Annotated in this window: 13 protein-coding genes; 6 read left to right on the top strand and 7 right to left on the bottom strand. The window is 66.0% G+C overall.

All coding sequences use genetic code 11. The features are described 5' to 3' along the window. Nucleotides 1-186: 186 nt before the first annotated feature. Nucleotides 187-2,991 carry a TonB-dependent receptor gene (locus KWG56_RS10215; RefSeq protein ID WP_219354678.1) on the top strand — a complete coding sequence of 935 codons (2,805 nt, stop codon included), beginning with the start codon at nucleotides 187-189 and terminating at the stop codon, nucleotides 2,989-2,991. Nucleotides 2,992-3,134: 143 nt separating this feature from the next. On the opposite strand, the gene KWG56_RS10210 is transcribed toward KWG56_RS10215, so the two are convergent. Next, entirely contained in the window at nucleotides 3,135-3,701 is a 567-nt protein-coding gene (locus KWG56_RS10210; RefSeq protein WP_236261027.1) for a TetR/AcrR family transcriptional regulator, read from the bottom strand. A 292-nt stretch (nucleotides 3,702-3,993) separates the two neighbouring features. Between KWG56_RS10210 and KWG56_RS10205 the strand changes: the two genes are divergently transcribed. Genes KWG56_RS10205 through KWG56_RS10195 form a run of 3 tightly spaced genes read left to right on the top strand, consistent with a single transcriptional unit; the run spans nucleotide 3,994 to nucleotide 9,791 of the window. Next, the gene (locus tag KWG56_RS10205) at nucleotides 3,994-5,094 is read left to right on the top strand and encodes an efflux RND transporter periplasmic adaptor subunit (RefSeq protein WP_244999463.1); all 1,101 of its coding nucleotides are present in this window, start codon (nucleotides 3,994-3,996) and stop codon (nucleotides 5,092-5,094) included. A gap of 3 nt (nucleotides 5,095-5,097) precedes the next feature. Then, the gene (locus tag KWG56_RS10200) at nucleotides 5,098-8,358 is read left to right on the top strand and encodes an efflux RND transporter permease subunit (protein ID WP_219354676.1); all 3,261 of its coding nucleotides are present in this window, start codon (nucleotides 5,098-5,100) and stop codon (nucleotides 8,356-8,358) included. Next, nucleotides 8,358-9,791 carry an efflux transporter outer membrane subunit gene (locus tag KWG56_RS10195; RefSeq protein ID WP_219354675.1) on the top strand — a complete coding sequence of 478 codons (1,434 nt, stop codon included), beginning with the start codon at nucleotides 8,358-8,360 and terminating at the stop codon, nucleotides 9,789-9,791. Before KWG56_RS10200 ends, KWG56_RS10195 begins: the two co-directional genes overlap by 1 nt. Nucleotides 9,792-9,905: 114 nt before the next feature. Here the strand turns inward: KWG56_RS10195 and KWG56_RS10190 are convergent, their stop codons facing one another. From KWG56_RS10190 to KWG56_RS10165, 6 genes are all read right to left on the bottom strand, one after another. Further along, the gene (locus tag KWG56_RS10190; RefSeq protein ID WP_219354674.1) at nucleotides 9,906-11,012 is read right to left on the bottom strand and encodes an HlyD family secretion protein; all 1,107 of its coding nucleotides are present in this window, start codon (nucleotides 11,010-11,012) and stop codon (nucleotides 9,906-9,908) included. A gap of 9 nt (nucleotides 11,013-11,021) precedes the next feature. Further along, nucleotides 11,022-12,719 carry an MFS transporter gene (locus tag KWG56_RS10185; protein WP_219354673.1) on the bottom strand — a complete coding sequence of 566 codons (1,698 nt, stop codon included), beginning with the start codon at nucleotides 12,717-12,719 and terminating at the stop codon, nucleotides 11,022-11,024. After that, a complete protein-coding gene (locus KWG56_RS10180; RefSeq protein WP_201096827.1) occupies nucleotides 12,719-13,270 on the bottom strand; it encodes a TetR/AcrR family transcriptional regulator in 552 nt (183 codons plus the stop codon). Before KWG56_RS10180 ends, KWG56_RS10185 begins: the two co-directional genes overlap by 1 nt. Before the next feature lie 78 nt (nucleotides 13,271-13,348). Then, on the bottom strand, nucleotides 13,349-13,861 hold the full coding sequence (locus KWG56_RS10175; protein WP_219354672.1) for a GNAT family N-acetyltransferase: 513 nt from the start codon (nucleotides 13,859-13,861) through the stop codon (nucleotides 13,349-13,351). Beyond that, the gene (locus KWG56_RS10170) at nucleotides 13,858-15,975 is read right to left on the bottom strand and encodes a S46 family peptidase (protein WP_219354671.1); all 2,118 of its coding nucleotides are present in this window, start codon (nucleotides 15,973-15,975) and stop codon (nucleotides 13,858-13,860) included. Before KWG56_RS10170 ends, KWG56_RS10175 begins: the two co-directional genes overlap by 4 nt. Before the next feature lie 270 nt (nucleotides 15,976-16,245). Then, nucleotides 16,246-18,339 (bottom strand): S46 family peptidase, encoded by a 2,094-nt coding sequence (locus KWG56_RS10165; protein ID WP_219354670.1) that lies wholly within the window; start codon nucleotides 18,337-18,339, stop codon nucleotides 16,246-16,248. Nucleotides 18,340-18,555: 216 nt separating this feature from the next. Between KWG56_RS10165 and KWG56_RS10160 the strand changes: the two genes are divergently transcribed. Both KWG56_RS10160 and KWG56_RS10155 read left to right on the top strand, forming a co-directional pair. Continuing rightward, entirely contained in the window at nucleotides 18,556-19,728 is a 1,173-nt protein-coding gene (locus KWG56_RS10160) for an ABC transporter permease (protein ID WP_219354669.1), read from the top strand. Continuing rightward, the gene (locus tag KWG56_RS10155) at nucleotides 19,725-20,480 is read left to right on the top strand and encodes an ABC transporter ATP-binding protein (protein ID WP_219354668.1); all 756 of its coding nucleotides are present in this window, start codon (nucleotides 19,725-19,727) and stop codon (nucleotides 20,478-20,480) included. Before KWG56_RS10160 ends, KWG56_RS10155 begins: the two co-directional genes overlap by 4 nt. The last annotated feature ends 15 nt before the right edge of the window (nucleotides 20,481-20,495 follow it).

The raw sequence follows: 20,495 nt of genomic DNA, 5'->3' as shown, positions 1-20,495 counted from the left end.
CTGCAGCGGCAAGGCGGCAATGTGTCGCTGTTCGGCTGCGATATTTCGGCAAAACACGGTCATGAATGAAGACGCAAATGGGGCTCCTACATTAACGGCTTGCAACATTGTCTGAGATTTGCATATTTTTGCGTGGCGTTAGGTCGCGGCATTTAGAACCGCGATCAGCCCATAGGGAGGATGATCATGCTTCAAGGTATCAATCGCCGCACGCGTTTGCTGTCGGGGGTCGCGTTCGGCGCGGCGGCTCTGATGGCGGTCGGCTCCGCACAGGCGCAGACAGCGCCTGCACAAAGCGACCAGACGACCGACGTCGGCGATGTCGTCGTCACCGGCATCCGTCGCTCCATCGAGGCCTCGATCGCCGCCAAGGCCGCGAACACCTCGATCGTCGAAGTCATTTCGGCTGAAGACATCGGCAAGCTGCCGGACGTGTCGATCGCTGAATCCCTGGCGCGCCTGCCTGGCGTGACGATGCAGCGCCTTGACGGCCGCAGCCAGCAGATCTCGATCCGCGGCCTTGGCCCCGATTTCACCACGGCCCTGCTGAACGGCCGTGAACTGGTCACCACCGGCGACAACCGGGGTGTCGAGTTCGACCAGTTTCCTTCCGAACTGCTGAACAGCGTCGTCGTCTATAAGACGCCGGATGCGGCCCTGGTCGGCCAGGGTCTGGCCGGCACGGTCGATCTGCGCACGGTTCGCCCGCTGGCCTACGGCCGTCGCGCCATGGTCGCCAACTACCGCCATGAGTGGAACGACATCGGCGCCCTGAATTCGGGCACGACCGACAAGGGCGACCGCTACACCCTGTCCTACATCGACCAGTTCGCTGACGGCACCATCGGCGTGGCCCTGGGTTACGCCCACATGTCGTCGCCCTATCAGTCCGAGCGCTTCAACGCCTGGGGCTATCCGGAATACAGCGACGGCAATCTGCTGACGGGCGGCGTGAAGCCCTATGTCATGTCCAGCGAACTGGAGCGTGACGGCTATATGGGCGTGCTGGAATGGCGCCCCAACGACCGCATCCACTCCACGATCGACGCCTTCTATTCCAAGTTCAAGAACACCCAGGTCCTGCGCGGCATCGAGTTCCCGCTGGCGTGGGGTGGAAGCGCCCAATCTGCTGATGGAGCTTGCGACGCTGTCGGCAACGTCGCCACGCCCGACGTCTGCCGCCCCGGTCCGTCGCTGCGTCCGGGCTACACCGTCGACAACGGCATGATCGTCGCGGGCACCTGGGACAACATCAAGGGCGTTGTCCGCAACGACCTGAACAAGCGCGACAGCACCATCACCGCCGTCGGCTGGAACACCGAGTTCGTGGCCAATGACGACTGGACCCTGGGTCTGGACGTCAACTACTCCAAGGTCGAGCGCAACGACATCATTCTGGAGACCAACGCCGGTACGGGCCGCAACATCAACGGCGCACTGGACACCCTGGGCTTCCAATTGACCGGCGACGGCGTGACCCGCTTCACCAGCCAGCTCAACTATGCTGACCCGAACCTGATCAAGATCACCAGCCCGCAGGGCTGGGGCGGGGACGTGATCCCCGGTGGTCAGGCCGGTTACATGAACACGCCGAGCATCGAGGACGAGATCAAGGCTGTCCGCCTGACGGCGCGTCGTGAACTGCACCAGAGCCCGTTCAAGTCGATCGACTTCGGCTTCAACTATTCGGAACGCACCAAGAGCTTCGTCAACGACCAGTATTATCTGGCCGTGCCGGGCGGCGGCGACCTGACCATCGGTTCGCAGTTCCTGCTGGCCCCGACCGACCTGGGCTATCTGGGTATTTCGGAGGTGATCAGCTACGACGCTCTGGCCCTGGTCAACAGCGGCGCGCTGAACAAGCTGCGCAACCCGAACGCCGACGTCGCCGCCGGCAACTGGGGCGTGACGGAAAAGGTCTCGACCGCCTACGTCCGCGCCAACATCGACCACAACCTGTTCGGCCGCGCCCTGACCGGCAACGTCGGCATGCAGTTCGTCTATACGGAACAGTCGAGCAGCGGCTTTGAGGCTCAGCAGCTCAGCGAAGGCGTCGCCGCAGTGGCGAACGTTCGCGGCGGCGTCGACTATCTGGAGATCCTGCCCAGCTCGAACTTCATCCTGGAAGTCAGCGACGACCTGTTCGCCCGCTTCTCGGTCGCCCGCACCCTGGCGCGCCCGCGGATGGACGACATGCGCGCCTCGCGGAACTTCTCGTTCAATCCGGGCAACAACAATGAAAATGCGACGCCTGAGCAGAACTCACCGTGGAGCGGCGGCGGCGGAAACCCCCTGCTGAAGCCTTTCATTGCCGACGTAGTAGACTTGTCGGTCGAGAAGTATTTCGCCAATCGCAAGGGCTATGTCTCGCTGGCCGGCTTCTACAAGAACCTCGAAAGCTACGTTTACACCTACAATCGCATCTTCGACTTCACCGGTTATCCGACGGGGATTGAGGTACCTAAGATCAACGAGGGTATTCTCACCACTCCCGAGAACGGCAATGGCGGCTGGATCAAGGGGCTGGAGTTCTCGGTCTCGGCGCCGTTCAGCATTTTCCATCCGGCGCTTGAAGGCTTCGGGGGTCTGTTCAGCGCCTCGGTCACGGACAGCAAGGTCCAGCCTGATCCGGCCAATCCGCCGACCACCATGCCGGGCCTGTCGGAAACTGTTCTGAACGGCACGCTCTATTATGAGCGCTACGGCTTCCAGACGCGCGTTTCCGCCCGCTACCGCTCGGACTACCTGGGTGAAGTCGCCGGCTTCGGCAACGGCCGCACCCTGCGTTCGGTCGGCGAAGAAACCATCGTCGACGCCCAGATCGGCTACGAGTTCCAGTCGGGCCCGCTGCAGGGTCTGTCGATCCTGGCGCAGGTCAACAACCTGACGGACGAGCCGTTCAAGACCTTTGAGAACGGCGATGAGCGCCGGACCATCGACTACCAGAGCTATGGCCGCACCTATGCGGTGGGTCTGAACTACCGCTTCTGATTTTTTCCCTCTGAGCAACTTGGGCCGCTTCGGAAACGAAGCGGCCTTTTTTGCGCCTGGTCTGGAGCCGACGGGGTGGCGCGCGGGCATGAAAAAGGGCGCGGAGCCTTCGCTCCGCGCCCTTTGATCACCAGGCCTGGCGGTCAGCCTTCGATGAGGTTCTGCAGAATGACCTCAAGGCGTTGGCGCATCTCTTCGGCTTCGTCCGGGGTCAGGCTGAACTGGCCGCCGCCCAGTTCGCGGCTGACGGACATGCCCATCAGGAAACCGGCCAGCAGACGGGCGCGTACGACGGCGTTTTCGCCGCCGATCCATTCCTCCAGCGGGCCGAAGAAGCGGGCCGCGCAGGTGTTCTGAACCATTTCCGCCGCCCGCGCCGACCCGACTGAGCGCAGCATGATCGACATGGCCTTCAGCTTTTCGGCCTTCTTGGGCTCATAGACGATCTCGTGCGACACGCGTCGTCCGAAGTCGGCCTTGTCGCCCTGCATCAGCTGGCTGCCGTCGCCGCAGCTGTCCAGCGCGGCGAGGAAGAGTTCGTCCTTGGAGCCGAAATATCGGCTGATCAACGCAGCGTCGACGCCGACGTCACGCGCGATGTCGCGCATTCCGACATCATCATAGCTGTCGGCGGCGAACCGTTCACGCGCGGCGTCGAGAATGGCCGTACGCGTCGCTGCGGCGTTTCTCGGGCGGGGGCCGGTGCACAACAAGGCTCTCAAAACTCCACTAAGAAAGGGCGGATGTAATAACCGTAACTCCCATATGGCTTTGTCAACGCCTGTTGACAAGCGTTGCCCGCTCTCTCATTAAGTCACCACGCGTTGACAAGGCCGACTCCCCATCGGCCTATGTCCGCACGACTGGGATTTACCTCCGATCAGGGAGAATGCGCAGATGCGCGGGCTTAAGATTGCCGCCGTGTCCGTCTTGGCGACGGGCGCGCTTTATGGATGTTCCCCCAAGGCGGAGCAGCAAGGGCCAGGCGCCCCTCCAGTCACAGTGGCGACGCCCCTTCAGCAGAAGGTGGTGGACTGGGATGAATTCACCGGTCGTTTCGAGGCGGTTGAGGCCGTCGAGGTTCGCGCGCGCGTCGGCGGCTATGTGCAGGCGGTGCACTTCCGCGATGGTCAGATGGTCCAGAAGGGTCAACTGCTGTTCACCTTGGACCCGCGTCCGGCCCAGGCCGCCCTGGCCCAGGCTCAGGCCCAGGTCGCCCAGATGCAGTCGCAACTGACCCTGGCCCGCGCCAACCTGGCGCGCAGCGAGACGTTGCTGGCCTCGCAGGCTGTGTCCAAGGCCGAGTACGACGCCAACAAGGCGGCGGTCGACGCCGCTCAGGCCAATCTGGCGGCGGCGAACGCGGCGACCCGCACGGCGCAGTTGAACCTGGAATACACCCGCATCACCGCCCCGACCTCGGGCCGTGTGTCCGACCGTCGTGTCGATCCGGGCAACCTGGTCGCAGGCGGCTCCTCGGCGGGCGATGTTCTGACCACCATCATCTCGGGCGGTCCGATCCACTTCGTCTTTGACGGCTCGGAAGCGGTCCTGCTGAAGTATCTGCGTGAAGGCGCGTCCAATCAGGGCGCGACGGTCCGCATCCGCCTGCAGGACGAGAGCAGCTTCGGCCACACCGGCCGCCTCGATTTCTCGGACAACGCCGTGAACACGGCCTCGGGCGTCATCCGGCTGCGCGCCATCGTGCCGAACGGCGACGGTTTCCTGCGTCCGGGCATGTTCGGCCGGGCCCAGGTTGCGGGCGCTTCGTCCTATGACGCCCTGCTGGTGCCGGATTCGGCCATCGGCACGGATCAGGCGCGCCGCACGGTCGCCGTGGTCGCCGCCGACGGCTCGGTCACGAACAAGGAGGTCCAGCTGGGCCCGATCGTTCAGGGACTGCGTGTCGTCAAGTCGGGCCTGGCCCCGACGGACCGCGTGATCATCGCCGGTCTGCAACGCGCCGCCCAGCCGGGCTCCAAGGTCACGGCCAAGGATGGCCGCATCGCGCCTGTGGCTGAAAAGCCCGCCGTCGTTCCCGTCACCCAAGCGGCCCCGGCCTCCAGCGCCTCGTTCGCCAACAGCCTGTCCACCGGCGACTAAGCCATGAACATATCCCGCTTCTTCATCGACCGGCCGATATTCGCGGCCGTGATCGCGGTGGTGATCTCCATCATCGGCATATTCGCCTATCCGCTTCTGCCGCTGTCGCAGTATCCGGAGATCGCGCCGCCGACGATCACCATCAACGCCGCCTATCCTGGCGCCTCGGCCGAGACCCTGGCCGAGACCGTCGCTGCTCCCATCGAGCAGGAGGTGAACGGCGTCGAGAAAATGCTCTACATCACCTCCTCGTCCACGTCGGACGGGTCGGTGGCCATCACCGTCACCTTCCAGCCCGGCACGGACCTCGACGCCGCGCAGGTGCTAGTTCAGAACCGGGTCGCCCTGGCTGAGCCGCGCCTGCCTGACGCGGTTCGCCAGACCGGCATCGTGGTCAACAAGGCCGAGAGCGGCTTCCTGATGATCCTGGGGCTGACTTCGCCCGACGGCACGCTGGATAACGACTACGTCGGCAACTACGCCAACTCGACTCTGCGGGACCGCCTGCTGCGCCTTGAAGGCGTGGGCGCTGTCCAGGTGTTCGGCGGCGGCAACTATTCGATGCGCATCTGGATCGATCCGGCCAAGGCGGCCGAGCGCGGTCTGACCGGCCCCGACATCGTCGCCGCCCTTCGCGCCCAGAACGTCCAGGCGGCCGCCGGCTCCATCGGCCAGCCGCCGTTCCCGACCAACGCCGCAGCCTTCCAGCTGCCGGTGCAGGTTCAGGGCCGTCTGACCGATCCCGACCAGTTCGCCAATGTCGTCCTGAAGACGGACGCCGAAGGTCGCGTGACCTATCTGCGTGACGTCGCCCGCATCGAGCTGGGCGCCCAGGACTACGGCATTCGCGGCTTCTTCGACGGCAAGCGCGGCGTGGGTCTGGCCATCGTCCAGCAACCCGGCGCCAACGCGCTGGGCACCGCCGACCGGGTGCTGAAGGAAGTCGAAGCGATCAAGAAAGACCTGCCTGCGGGCATGGACGTCTCGATCCCCTACAACCCGACTGAGTTCGTGGCTGCGTCGGTGGAGTCGGTTGAACACACCCTGTTCGAAGCCGTCATCCTGGTCGTCATCGTCATCATGGTCTTCCTTCAGACCTGGCGCGCGGCGATCATTCCCATCATCGCCATTCCCGTCGCTCTGGTCGGCACCTTCGCGGTGCAGCTGGCGCTGGGTTATTCGATCAACTCCCTGTCGCTGTTCGCCCTGGTTCTGGCCGTGGGGATCGTGGTCGATGACGCCATCGTCGTCGTTGAAAACGTGGAGCGGGCGATCCGAGAGGGGCTGACGCCCAAGGAAGCCGCCTATCGCTCCATGAAGGAAGTGTCGGGCGCCCTGATCGCCATCGGTCTGGTGCTGATCTCGGTGTTCATCCCGACCATGTTCGTTCCGGGCATTCCGGGCATCTTCTATCGCCAGTTCGCGGTGGTCATCGCTTCGGCCTCGGTCATCTCGCTGTTCGTGTCTCTGACGCTGTCGCCGGCCCTGGCCGCCCTGCTGCTGAAGCCGCACGTCGAGCATGACGAACACGCCCGCAAGCCGGGTCTGTGGGGCTCGGTCATGTATTACGGCGGCTGGGCCGGTCGTAAGTTCAACGAGGGCTTCGACTGGCTGTCGGACCGCTATGGTCGTCTGACTGCGCGTCTGGTGCGCACGGTCGGTCTGGTTCTGATCGTCTATGTCGGTCTGCTGGGCCTGACCGCCTGGCGTCTGGTCGACACGCCCTCGGGCTTCATTCCCGAGCAGGATCAGGGCTTCCTGATCGGCGTCATCCAACTGCCCGCCGGCGCTTCGCTGGACCGTACTGAAGCCGTGATGACCCGCGCCAGCGACATCATCCGCGGCACCAAGGGCGTCAATGGCGCCATCGCCTTCGCAGGCCTTGACGGCTCCAGCTTCTCGTTCGGCTCCAACGCCGCGACCATCTTCGTTCGTCTTGATCCGTTCGCGGATCGTACGAAGGAGCAGGCCGCGACCGCCCTGGCCGGCGCCATCACCCAGGCCACCGGTTCGATCGAGGACGCGCAGATCTTCGTCATCGCGCCCCCGGCCGTTCAGGGCCTGGGCAACGGCAACGGCTTCACCATGATGATCCAGGACACCTCGGGCGCAGGATATCGCGCGCTTGAGGGCGCCACCTTCGCCATGATGGGCGCAGCCGCGCAGAAGCCGACCGAAGTGAACCAGGTCTTCTCGACCTACAACACCGGTTCGCCCCGGATCACCGCCGACGTCGATCGTGACAAGGCGTTGATGATGGGCGTGCAGCCTGGCGACGTCTTCAACACCCTGGGCGTCTATCTGGGTTCGTCCTACGTCAACGACTTCAACATGCTGGGCCGCACCTTCCGGGTGACCGCGCAGGCTGAGCCTCAGTACCGCGACGACATCGCTGACATCGCCAACCTGAAGACCCGGTCTTCGTCGGGAGCGATGGTGCCGATCGGATCGGTGGCCAATCTGGTCAATGATTCCGGTCCGTCGCGGATCGTGCGCTACAACCTGTACCCGGCCTCCGAGCTTCAGGGTAACGGCGCGGCAGGCGTGTCGTCCGGCCAGGCGCTGGCGATCATGGAGCAGATGGCGGCTCAAACGCTGCCGCAGGGCTTCACCTACGAATGGACCGGTCTGGCCTACCAACAGAAGGCCGCGGGTTCGGGCGCGACTGTCATCTTCCTGATGGCTGTGGTGTTCGTCTTCCTGGTGCTGGCGGCTCAGTATGAAGCCTTCACCATGCCGCTGGCGGTCATTCTGATCGTGCCGATGTGTCTGCTCGCAGCCATCATCGGGGTGAACCTGAGAGGCCTGGACAACAACATCCTGGTCCAGATCGGTCTGGTGGTTCTGATCGCGCTTGCGGCCAAGAACGCCATCCTGATCGTCGAGTTCGCCAAGCAGGCGGAAGAGGAAGACGGCATGAACCGGTTCGACGCGGCCGTGCACGCCGCCCGCAGCCGTCTGCGCCCGATCCTGATGACCTCGTTCGCCTTCATCCTTGGCGTCGTGCCGCTGATGCTGGCGACGGGTCCGGGGGCCGAGATGCGGCAATCGCTGGGCACGTCCGTCTTCTCGGGCATGCTCGGGGTGACCTTCTTCGGTCTGATCTTCACGCCGGTCTTCTATGTCGTCACGCGGTGGCTCTCTGCCAAACTGCCGCAGTCCCACAAGCCGACGCCGACCAAGACCGTCCAGTATGACGAACCATCCAGCCTGACCGACCCTGACGCGCCTGCGCCCGTCACTGGCCGGGGAGGGGATCACTGATGACCCGCAACAAGACCCTCTCGTTCCTGACCGCCGCAGCCGCCAGCGCCCTGCTTGCAGCCTGCGCGGTCGGGCCAAAGGCGCCGGTCGCCGACCTGCCCGTCACGGGCGCAGGCGCCTTCGTCGGCTCGACCAGCCCCACCGTCTCGACCGCTCAGGCGCGCGACGACTGGTGGCGGCTGTACGATGACCCGACGCTGGATGGCCTGATCCGTCAGGCCTTTGCCGAGAACAACCAGCTCGAGGCCGCCTTCGCCAACCTGCGCGCGGTTCGGGCGTCGCTGTCGGAGGCCCGCGTGGGCCGCTTCCCGACCACGACGACCAGCGCCCAGGTTCAGCGCAGCCGGGCTTCGGCCGCCACGGTGGTCGGTCTGCCCGACGGGCAGAAGGCGCCGGAGATCGACACCTATGACGCGGGCCTTTCGGCCAGCTACGAAGTCGATCTGTTCGGACGTGTGGAATCGACTGTCCGCGCCGCCCGCGCCGACGCCCGCGCCGCCGAAGCCGCCCTCGCTGCGGTTCAGGTGACGGTCGCGGCCGAAACCGCACGGGCCTATGCCGACACCTGCTCGGCCAACGCCCAGATCGCGGTGGCGGAGCGGACGCTGGAGCTGCAGCGCAACACCGGCAGCCTGACCCAGACCCTGCTGGATTCAGGCGCTGGCACGGGTCTGGACGTGGCCCGCGCCCGTGCAGCCGTGGCCCAGACCGCGGCGACCCTGCCGACCCTGCGTGCGGCGCGCGCCGAGGCTCTGTTCCGTCTGGCGACCCTGACCGGACGCACCCCGGCCGAGGTCGATCAGACCGCAGCCGCCTGCGTGCGTCCGCCCCAGCTGAACCAGCCGATCCCGGTCGGCGATGGCGCGGCCCTCTTGGCGCGTCGTCCCGACGTGCGGCAGGCCGAGGCCAATCTGGCCGGGGCTGCTGCTCGTGTGAACGTGGCCACCGCCAACCTCTTCCCGCGCATCAGCCTGGGCGGATCGTTCGGCTCAACCGCGCTGGAATCCAACGGACTGGGCGACAGCCAGAACTATCGTTTCAGCTTCGGCCCGCTGATCAGCTGGTCGTTCCCGAACGTGTTCGCCGCCCGCGCCCAGATCAAGGCGGCTGACGCCCGTTCGGATGCGGCCCTGGCCACCTTCGACCAGACGGTGCTGACGGCCCTGCAGGAGACGGAAACGGCGCTGAGCAACTACGCCAACGAACTGGACCGCCGTGCGGCCCTGACCGAGGCGCGTGACCAGGCGGCCCGCGCCGCCGCCCTGTCGCAACAGCGGTTCAACGCTGGCGCTGACAACTTCCTGACGGTGCTGGACGCCCAGCGCACACAGGCCGCCGCCGACGCCGCCCTGGCGCAGTCCGACGCCCTGGTGACCACCTACCAGATCGCCCTGTTCAAGGCGCTGGCGGGCGGTTGGCAGGCCGAGAGCTGAGATCAGCCTTGCCGATCGTCTTTTAGAGGACGGTTCTGGAGACAAACAAAGGGCGGCTCTTAGACGAGCCGCCCTTTTCTTTTTGCGCGTTGCAACGGACGGGTGAGGGGCGGATCACGCCCCCGTATCGATCCTCGCCACGACCGACATGCCGGGCGCCAGACGTTGGGCGGCTTCCTGGCCGGGTTCGATGCGGATGCGGACGGGGATGCGCTGGGCGACCTTGGTGAAGTTGCCGGTGGCGTTGTCGGGGCGGATGACGCTGAACTCGCTGCCGGCGGCGGGGGCGATGCGTTCGACACGACCCCGCAGGGCCTGACCGCCCAGGGCGTCCACCTTCAGCTCGACCGGCTGGCCGACGCGGATGTTCCGCATCTGCGTCTCTTTCATATTGGCCGTGACCCAGATGGTGTCAGGGACCAGACCCATGAGCTGGGTGCCAGCGGTGACATACTGGCCCTGACGCACGCCCACCTCGCCCAGACGGCCCGCGCGGGGGGCGACGATGCGGGTGTTGGCCAGGTCGATCTGAGCCAGGCGCACGGCGGCGCGGGCGTTCTCGACCTGGGCGGCCAGACTGTCGCGGCTGACCACGGCGGACTCCACGCTGGTTTCGGCGATGCCGCGTTGGGCGCGGGCCTGGGCGACCTGGGCCTGGGCGCTGCGCAGGGCGGTCTCGGCGACATCGACATTGGCCTGGGACACCCAGCCGCCGGCCTTCAGGGTGCGGGCGCGGTTGGCGTCGGCCTGGGCCTTGGCCAGATTGGCCTCTGCGCCTGCGATGGTAGCGGCGTATTGGGCGACCGAGCCGCGGGCCGAGGCCTGTGACTGGGCCGAGTTGGCCAGCGCGGCCTCTGCAGCGTGCAGGGTGGCGGTCGCCTGTTCGACCCGCTGGCTGTAGGTGCGGTCGTCGACCTGGGCCAGCAACTGACCAGCCTGGACGGTCTGGAAATCCTTGACCGGCACATCGACCACATAGCCGCTGACCTGGGGGCTGATCAGGGTGACCTGGCCGCGGACATAGGCGTTGTCGGTGCGCTGGACATGGCCGGTGAAGGGCGGAAGCTGCCAGGCGAACAGCACGACCAGCACGCCCAGGGCGGCGACGCAGGCGGCGACCACGGTCCAAAGCACGCGCTTCTTCGGCTCAGGCGGCGGGGCGGCCGGAGGGGCTTGAGGCGCGGGTGCTGCGGCGGGGGCGGCGGGGGCGGTGTCGGTCATGGGTCAGTCTCAATCGACGGCGGAGGCGACGGCGGAGGAATCGGGCGCCTGTTGGGCGGCGCGTTGGGCGTCTCGCTTGGCTTTCCAGCGGGGGCGCAGATGGGTGATGGTGACCCAGACGCAGCCGATCGCGGCCAGCATGGAGATGATCAGGAAGACGTCGTTATAGGCCAGGACATTGGCCTGCTGCGTCACCTGGCGGCCGAGCAGGGCGGCGCCTTCTGCATTCAACAGGGCGGGGTCGGTGATGGTGGACGAATAGGCGCCCGATAGCTGGCGCAGGCGCAGGACCACCTGCGGGTCCATGCTGGTGATGTCGGCGGCCAACTGGTTGGAGTGGAACTTCTCGCGGATGATCTGCAGCGATCCGGTCAGGGCGCTGCCCGCCAGACCGCCCACGTTCTGCAGCACGCTGAACATGACGATGAAGCTGATCAGGTTCTGCTTGCCCTGGGTCAGCACCTTGACCACGCCCTGCATCAGGGCGGGGCCGATGAACATGGCCGAGGCGAAGGCGATCAGGGCCTGGCTGACATAGAGCTGGGCCGGGCGGGTCAGCAGGGTCGAGTGGCTGTCCATGAAGGCGCCGATGGCGATCAGGCCCAGAGCGATGGCGATGGGCTTGTTCAGCTTCTCCATGTTCAGGGTGAAGGCGCTGACGGCGGTGCCCGCGACCATGGCCGCCAGGATGACGCCAAACAGGCCCATCAGCTGATCGGGCCCCAGGCCGACTACTGTCAAAAAGCCCACGGCGCCGGAGGTCTGTTCCGACAGCACCATGCGGATCAGCAGAATCGCCCCGAACAGCCGCAGCATGTCCGCGCCGGTCAGCCAGCGGATGTTGATCAGGGGATTGGCGCGGTTGTACTCGACCACGAAGGCGGCGGTCAGCAGGACGATGGCCCCGATCATGGCCCAGCCCAGCCACGGCGCCTCCGTCCACCAGACGATGCGGCCCAGGCCCAGCACGGCGCACAGCAGGGCCACCCCCGGCGCGAACAGGGCGAAGGTGACGAAGTCCAGCCGGTCGAAAACGCGCATCTTCTCGGACGGCGGCAGCTTGACCACCTGCACCGCGCCCCAGGCGATCAGGCACATGCCCAGTTCGTACAGATAGAAGGCGCGCCAGTCGCCCAGTTGCAGCAGGCCGGGCATGATCAGTCGGGCGATGGGCACGGCGAAACTGGTCAGGCCGATGCCGATGATCAGCCCTTTCAGCCGGTGCGCGGCAGGGAAGGCCTGGATCAGATAGAGGAAGCCCAGGCTGCTGAGACCAGCCCCCGCCATGCCCGCAATGGCGCGCACCAGCAGGGTGGACTGATAGTTGTCGACGAACAGGTGGGCCGCGCACACCAGCACGAAGGCACCCAGGAAGATCTGGGTGAACAGACGCAGGCCGTACTGCATGCGGAACTTGACCAGGATCAGGTTCATGCAGGCGTTGGTCATGACGAAGACGACCGGCAGCCAGGCGGCCTCGGTCACGGTGATGCCCAGCGAGCCTTGCAGATTCTGAACATTGGCTGTGATCGCGCCATTGCCCAGGCTGCCGACCGTGGCGACCATCAGACCGGTGACGGCGTACATGATCCGCGTGGGCCAGCTGTGGTCCGGGGTGGCGGGCGAGCCGGGCATCATCGGCCGCTCGTGCGGCTTCAGCGTCTCGACATACTGTTCCCAGGGCAGATGCCAGTTGTTGGGGGCCATCAGCGCGCCTTCAACCCGTTCAGCACAATCAGGCGGGTGCGGGCCGAGACCGCGCGGCGTTCAGCCTCGTCGGCGCCCTGAAAGCCTGAACCCAGCAGAGTGGCGATCAGACGCAAGTCCATCGGCCCCAGATCCTTCCGCACCAATCCCGCCGCCTGTGCGCGCGCCAGGGGCCCGGCGCCCGCCTCGGTCAAGCGTTGCCGCAATGGCGTAAGCGCGTCTGGCGAACGGACGTTCCGCAAAACATCGGACCAACCTGCATTGCGCATGACCAGATCGGCCAGCTCCTCGACAAACCAGAAGAAGACCTCGGGCGCCTCGCCTCGGGCGCGGGTGCGGGCGTCCAGGTCGTCGATCCCGTCGATCAGCACGGCCAAGGCCAGTTCGGTGCGGTCTGCGAAATGGCGGTAAAGGGTGCCGCGCCCGACGCCCGCCCGCTCTGCAATCAGGTCCAGCGGGACATCCAGCCCCTGTTCGGACAGCAGTTCGCGCGCCGCCTTCAGCAGGGCGGCTCGGTTGTTGGCGGCGTCTTTTCGGATAGGGCGCGACATGGTGACGCGCTTAAGTGGACATCCGTGTCCGTTTTGCAAGGGGCCATTTTGTGGCGCTCTCGCTCCCTGTGAGATGGATCAGCCCAGCGCCTTCTCCAGCACCACGAACGCCAGTTCGGGCCGTGGCGGATCAAGCGGGAAGGGGCGTTGTTCGCCGGTGCGGACATAGCCGCGTCGCTCGTACCAGGCGATCAGTTCGGCGCGGCGCTGGATGACGGTCATCTCCATTCGCCGGGCGTTGAAACGGCGGATCGCCTCGGCCTCGGCGGCGGCCAGAAGCTGACGACCGACGCCGCCGGCCTGCAACGCCGGATCAACGGTCAACATGCCCAGATAGCCGAGGTCGTCAGCGGATCGGGCGACCTGCACGCAGCCGATCAGGGTCCCGTCGCGATAGGCCATCAGAATGACCCGTTCGGGATCGGCGATGACCGCGGACAGTTCCTCGACGCTGGTGCGTTCGCCCGAGAGGAAATCCGCCTCGTGCGTCCAGCCCGCCTTGGCGCTGTCGCCGCGATAGGCGCGTTCGATCAGGGGGTGAAGGGCGGCGACATCATCGACGGTCGCCGCCCGAAAGACGACTGGGCTCAACGACGGGCTCTCCGGGCCGGGGTCTGGTTCGTCGCCGCGCCCAGTTCCTGAACCAGATGGTCCATGCCGTACACGTCGCGCAGAGCGGTGGTCACGGCCTGGGTGGTGACGATGACGCTGCGATTGACGTTGCGGTCATAGCCATAGGCGTTGCGCTGGGTCAGGACGGTGGAGTCGAAGTTGGCGCCGATGATCTCGCCCTTGGCGTTGACGGCGGGCGAACCGGACGAGCCGCCGATGGTGTCGGACGACACCGCCATGTTCATCACCGCATTGGGGTCGATCCGGTCCTTGGCGGCCAACAGCTTGGGCGCCACGTTGAACGGCTCGGCGCCCGTGGCGCGGTCCCACAGTCCGGCGAAGGTGGTGAAGGCGGGAATGCGTTGGCCCGGAACATCTGTGCCTTCGACGCGGCCATAGGTCAGGCGCAGGGTGCCGGTGGCGTCCGGATAGACGGCGTCGCCATAGACGGCGAAGCGGGCGGCGGCCAGTTGTTCGGACGCGCGGGCGGTCGGGGCGTCGACCTTGTTGCGCCATTCGGTGCGGACGGCGCGGGCGTCTTCATCGATCGACAGCACGTATTTGATCAGCGGATCGTCGGACGCCTGAACGGCGGCCAGCCCGCCTTCCCACAGGGCGCGGCGCACGGCGGGGTCCGCCAGTTTTGTGCCGGAGACGACGCGAGCCGACAACTGCTCGGGGCTTTCGCGGCCCAGCAGGACGCGGACGTGGGGGCTGTCGACGGTCAGCCATTCGCGGGTCTTGGACAGCCACCATTCCAGACGGATCTGCTCCAGCTCCGGATAGGTCGGGCGTTCGGCGAACAGGCCGGATTGAGCCGCGGGCAGGCGGCTGTCGGCATATTCGCTCAGACGCTGGTCCGAGGGCTTGGCGCGCTCCTGGGCGCCGCGCACGATGACCCGCGCCCACTGGAACAACTGCGACCCGCCCGCCACCGAGGTCGTGCCCATGCCGGTGCCGCCTTCCAGCAGCGCCATCGGGGCGTACATCTCGCGGGCGACGGGCTGGATCGCCGCCAGCGTGGCCCATGGATCGCCGACCTGGGCCGACAGGGCTTCGCTCTCGGCGACCTGACGGTGGAAGGCGGTCTCCTGACCGGCCAGTTGATCCATGAAGGCGGGATCGGTCAGGGCGCGCATCCGGCCCAGGCCGCGTTTGTAGGTGTTCTCAACGCCGACAATGGGGTCCATGGCGATGAAGGCCTGATCGGCGCCTTCTTCGGAATAGCGGATCAGGCGGCCGCGCAGTTCCGACGCGATCAGCTGGTCCATCGGCAGGACCACGTCGCGGATGGTCATCAGCTGGGCCTGGGTCAGCAGGCGCTGGGTGGCGCCGGGGTTGCCGGTGACGAAGACGGGCTCGCCCTCGGTCGGCCTGTTGGGGTTCCAGGCGAAGTGGACAGGCGTCTCGACCGGCTTGTCGTCTTCATACAGGCGGATGAAGGCCGCATCGATGGCGAAGCGCGGGAAGGAGAAGTTGTCCAGATCACCGCCGAAGGTCGCCGCGCGGTCTTCCGGCGCCCAGGCCAGACGGACGTCGGAGTATTTGCGGAATTTGTAGAGCTTGAACTGGCCGCCCCGGTACAGGCTGACGACCTGACAGCGGATCTTGGGATCATTACCGCAGGCTTCGGTTTCGATGCGTCCGGCCTCGGCCTCTCGCGCCTGGCTGAAGGCCTGTCCGTCAAGGCCTTCGCCGGCCTTGTGCATCCGGGCGGTGACGTCGGTGATGTCGGTCAGGACCTCGGCGGTGGCGCCGGGGCATTTCAGCTCTTCCTCGCGGCTCTTGGGCGTAAAGCCGGTCTCGCCGTACTGAAGCTGGGGCGTGGACAGGTTGGCGACGCAGGTGGCCACGCAGTGGTTGTTGGTCATCACCAGACCCTGGCCCGAGACGATGCCCGCCGAACAGCCGCCAAACTTCACCGACGACAGACGCACCTTGTCCAGCCAGGCTTGGTCGATGTTCGTGCCCAGCGTCTGGTTGGCGCGGGCGATGGGGAAGTTGTCATAGGTCCACATGCCCTCCTCAGCGCGAACGGAGGTGGCGGCGGCGAAGGCCAGAACCGCGACGGAGGCGGCGAGCAGATGACGCATGGAGAACTCCTAGTTCAGACCCTGGCTAGGAAAAACAGAGTCCAATTCGTCTGAATAGTCTGAAATCGGCTGGAAGGACGAGAGGAGCCTAGCAGGGCGATGCGTCAGACGGGGGCGTACTTTCCTCCCTGTCGCGCAGCGATGGGGAGGTGGATCGGCGGCGAAGCCGACGAGACGGAGGGGGCGCCTCCACGGCTGACGGTTGCGTCGCCCCCTCCACCGCTACGCGGTCCCCCTCCCCCGCAGGGGGGAGGGAGAGGCGGTCAGTCTTTACCGACGAACGCCCAGTTCGCGCAGCAGGCGCGGCTGGTTGTAGACGTTGCGCAGGGCCTCGGTGATGGCGGCGGTCGAGACCGAAACCGTGCGGTTCAGCTCACCGTCATAGCCGAAGCTGCCGCCCAGCGAGTGGATGTTGCCGTCGAAGGCCGCGCCGATGACTTCACCCTTCGCGTTGATCACGGGCGAGCCCGAGTTGCCGCCGATGATGTCGTTGGTCGAGACGAAGTCATAGACGGTCGACTTGTTGACCTTGTTCTCGGCCGCCAGCCAGTCGGTTGCGGCGTTGAACGGCTCGGCGCCGGTGTTGCGCTGATACAGGCCGCCGATCTCGGTGAAGGGCGTCACGGTCACGCCGCGATAGGTCCAGCCCTTGACCTGACCATAGGACAGGCGAAGCGAGAAGGTCGCGTCGGGATACAGGTTGGTGCCGTAAACAGCGAAGCGGGCCTGGGCGATCTTCTCGCCCGCACGGCTGGTCGGGCCCGAGACAGCGGCCTCCCACTGGGTGCGGATGGCCTGTGCGGCGTTGTCGTTGTCCAGCACGAACTTGATCAGCGGGTCGCCCGATGCGGCCAGTTGCTCCGGCGTCATGGCCAGGGCCTGGGCGCGGAAGGCCGGGTCGGCCAGGCGCGTGCCGTCGACCAGACGGGCGGCGACCTGTTCAGGGCTTTCCGTGCCCAGCAGGGCCTTAACCTCGGTGTTGTCGACCGTCAGGTATTCGCGGGTCTTGGACAGCCAGAAGTCGATGAAGATCTTCTCCAGATCGGTCGAGATCGGGGTCTCGGTCGCCAGGCGGCGACCCAGCGACGCGATGTCGGCGTCCGAATAACCGGCGCGGCGCTCCGCCACCGGCTTGGCGCGTTCCTTGGAGGCGCGCACGATGGAACGGGCATAGCCGTAAAGCGACGAACGCTGACCCGCGGCCGATTCTAGCTGGCGGTAGGGCAGGAACAGATCGCGCTGGGTGGCGGAGATGCGCTCCAGATCGGCCCACGGATCGCCGATGCTGGCGGCCAGGGTCGGGTCGGCGGCGACGCGCTGGCGCAGCTCCTGTTCTTCGCGACGCTTGGTGGCCATGAAGGCCGGGTCGGTCAGGGCGCCCTGCTGGCCGTAGAAGACCTTGAAGCTGTTCTCCAGGCCGAACAGCGGATCGACGGTGACGCGCTTGGGCTCTTCGCCGGTGGTGGCGTATTCGATCAGGCGGCCGCGCAGTTCCGACGACTGGATCAGCGTCAACGGCATCTGCTGGTCGCGCAGCACGTCCAGCTGCGCCATGGTCAGCAGGCGCGAGGTCGAGCCGGGGTTGCCCGCGACGAAGGTCACGTCGCCTTCCTTGGGCGCGTTGGCGTTCCAGATCAGGTGGTTCGGCGTGGCGACGGGCTTGCCGTCCTCGTAGATGCGCAGGAAACCGGCATCCAGGGCGTAGCGCGGGAAGTTGAAGTTGTCCGGGTCGCCGCCGAAGAAGGCCGCCTGGAACTCGGGCGCGAAGACCAGACGCACGTCGTCATATTTGCGGAACTTGTACAGCTTGTACTGGCCGCCGCGGTAGAAGCTGATGACTTGGCAGGTCAGCTTCTGGTCGTCGCCGCAGGTCTCCTTCTGGATCTTGTCGATCTCGGCGGCGCGGGCCTGGACGAAGGCGGCGCCTTCAAGACCGGCGCCGGCGCCGGTGACGCGGGCGGTCACATCAACGATGTCGGTCAGGATTTCAGCCGTCTGGCCGGGGCATTTCTTTTCGTCTTCACGGGTGGCGGGCATCCAGCCGTTCTTGACGTAGTCGTTCTGGGCCGTGGACAGGTCCTGCACGCACGACACGACGCAGTGGTGGTTGGTCAGGATCAGGCCTTCGCCCGACACCAGCGAGGCCGAGCAGCCCTGCAGGCGAACGGCGGCGTTGCGCACGCGGTCCAGCCAGGCCTGGTCGATGTTGGTGCCGTACTTCTGGTTCACCGTCGCGATGGGGAAGTTGTCGAACGTCCACATGCCCTCGTCCGCCTTGGCGGGCGAGGCGGGGGCCGACAGGACCGCGGTCGCGGCGCCCAGCGCGGCCAGCGAGGCGGTGAGGCGAAGTGAAGGCAAGGACATGATGGATAGTCTCCCGGGGGGCGGGACGTTTTTGTCCCATGTGTTATTCTGTAACTAGCGCCATAAAGGGGGCGACGCAAAGCGACCTGTGCCGCCTTAATCGCACGTTTTACGCGAAGCAACGGCGCGGAGCCCCAAACCCTTACCCCGATTTAACTTGGCCACAGGGTGGCGCGCCGTCAGATAGACGGACGTACCAGGGGTTTATCGACGAACATGTCGCTTGCGCTTTCAACGCTGCTTTTCGAGTGGCGCCGCTATATGGCGGCGGTCATGGCGCTGGCCCTGTCGGGCCTGCTGGTCCTGGCCATGACCGGTGTCTTCATCGGCATCGGCAAGGGCTTCACCGCGACCATCGAGCGCTCGGGCGCAGACATCTTCATCCTGCAGCCGGGCGCCAAAAGCATCATGAACGGACCGTCGGGCGTGCCGCGCCGGTTCATTCCGTTGGCCTACAACCATCCCGAGGTGACCGAGGTGATGCCGCTGGACGGGGCAGGCGGTTCTTTCCAGAACATCAAGAACGTCGATCCCACCAAGAGCCAGGCGGACAACGCCAGCCAGGGCGCGCCGCGTCAGAAATGGGTTCAAACCAGCATCATCGACACCCGTCCCGGTTCGGTGACGATTCCGACCGACTATTCACAGGAACTGGTCGATGCCCTGCGTCAGCCCTACACCGTCGCGGTGGACGAGACGGCCCTGAATACGCTGGGGGTCAAGCTGGGCGACAAGGCCTTGTACAACGGTCAGACGGTGACCGTCGTGGGCGTGACGCGCGGCTATCCCAACATGATGCAGCCGGGCGTGGTCATGTCGCGCGACACCCTGCGGATGCTGGGTCAGGCCGACACCGGCCCGCGCGTCGGCCCTCTGATGATCAAGCTGCGCGATCCCGCCCGCGCCCAGGTCGTCGTCGATCAGCTGAATGAAATGGGCAAGGGCCAGTGGAAGGCCTGGACCAAGCAGCAACTGGCTGACGCCAACGCGGGCGCCATGTTCGAAGAAGGCATTCTGGTCATCATCATCGGCGGCTGCGTGGTGCTGGGCGTCATCATCGGCGTCGCCATCACCTGGCAGACCCTGCGCGGCGCGATCATGGCCAACATCAAGGAGTTCGCCTCTCTTCGCGCCCTGGGCGTCGGCATGGGCAGTCTGCGCCGCATCGTGGTCGAGCTCAGCTTCTGGGTCGGCGTGGTCGGCGTCGCCGCCGCCATCTTCCTGACCTGGCTGGTTTCGCTGCTGGCCACGATGGGGGCGGTCATCATCTCCCTGCCGTTATGGCTGCTGGTCGTGGTTGGGGCGGGGTTGATCGCCATCGCCATGGCGTCTGGCCTGCTGTCGCTGGGCATTCTCAAGAACAGCCAACCGGCGGACCTGCTGCGATGAATATTCACACGAAAGTCCACGGCAAGCACGGCGACTTCGCCATCGAAGCCAACGGCGTGGTCAAGCGCTTCAAGTCCGGCAAGTCCTGGGTCGAGGTGCTGAAAGGCGTCGATTTCGATGCGCGGCACGGCGACCTGACCATGGTCATGGGACCGTCGGGGTCGGGCAAATCGACCCTGATCGCCGCCCTGTCCGGTCTGCTGAAGCCCGAAGAGGGGCGCGTCGACATTCTGGACGTCGATGACCTGTGGCGCCTGTCCACCGGGCGGATCGACAAGTTCCGGCTGGATAACTGCGGCTTCATCTTCCAGGGATTCAACCTGTTTCCGGCCCTGACCGCGCTGCAGCAGGTCGAGACGGTGCTGAAGTTCCAGGGGCTGACGTCCGGTCAGGCGAAGAAGCGGGCCACGATCGCCCTGGAGGAAGTGGGTTTGGGCCACCGCCTGCACCTGCGCCCCGCGGCCCTGTCGGGTGGTGAGAAGCAGCGCGTCGCCATCGCCCGCGCCCTGGCCAAGGATCCCAAGATCCTGTTCGCCGATGAACCGACCTCGGCCCTGGACGGCGAGAACGGTCAGGTGGTGATCAAGCTGCTGCGCCGCGCCGCCACCGAACACGGCGCCGCCGTTATCTGCGTGACCCACGACCCGCGCCTGGAGGCCTGGGCTGACCGGGTCATCCACATCGAGGACGGCAAGATCCTTGATGACCAACGCCGCATTCCCGATCCGAACGCCATCCTGGCGTCGCACTGAACAACACGACTGAAC

Origin of the sequence: Brevundimonas nasdae, assembly GCF_019395145.1 — a bacterium.
GTDB classification, from domain to species: domain Bacteria; phylum Pseudomonadota; class Alphaproteobacteria; order Caulobacterales; family Caulobacteraceae; genus Brevundimonas; species Brevundimonas nasdae.
Note: the sequence above shows the minus strand (reverse complement) of the source record. Positions and strands in the feature narration are given on the sequence as shown.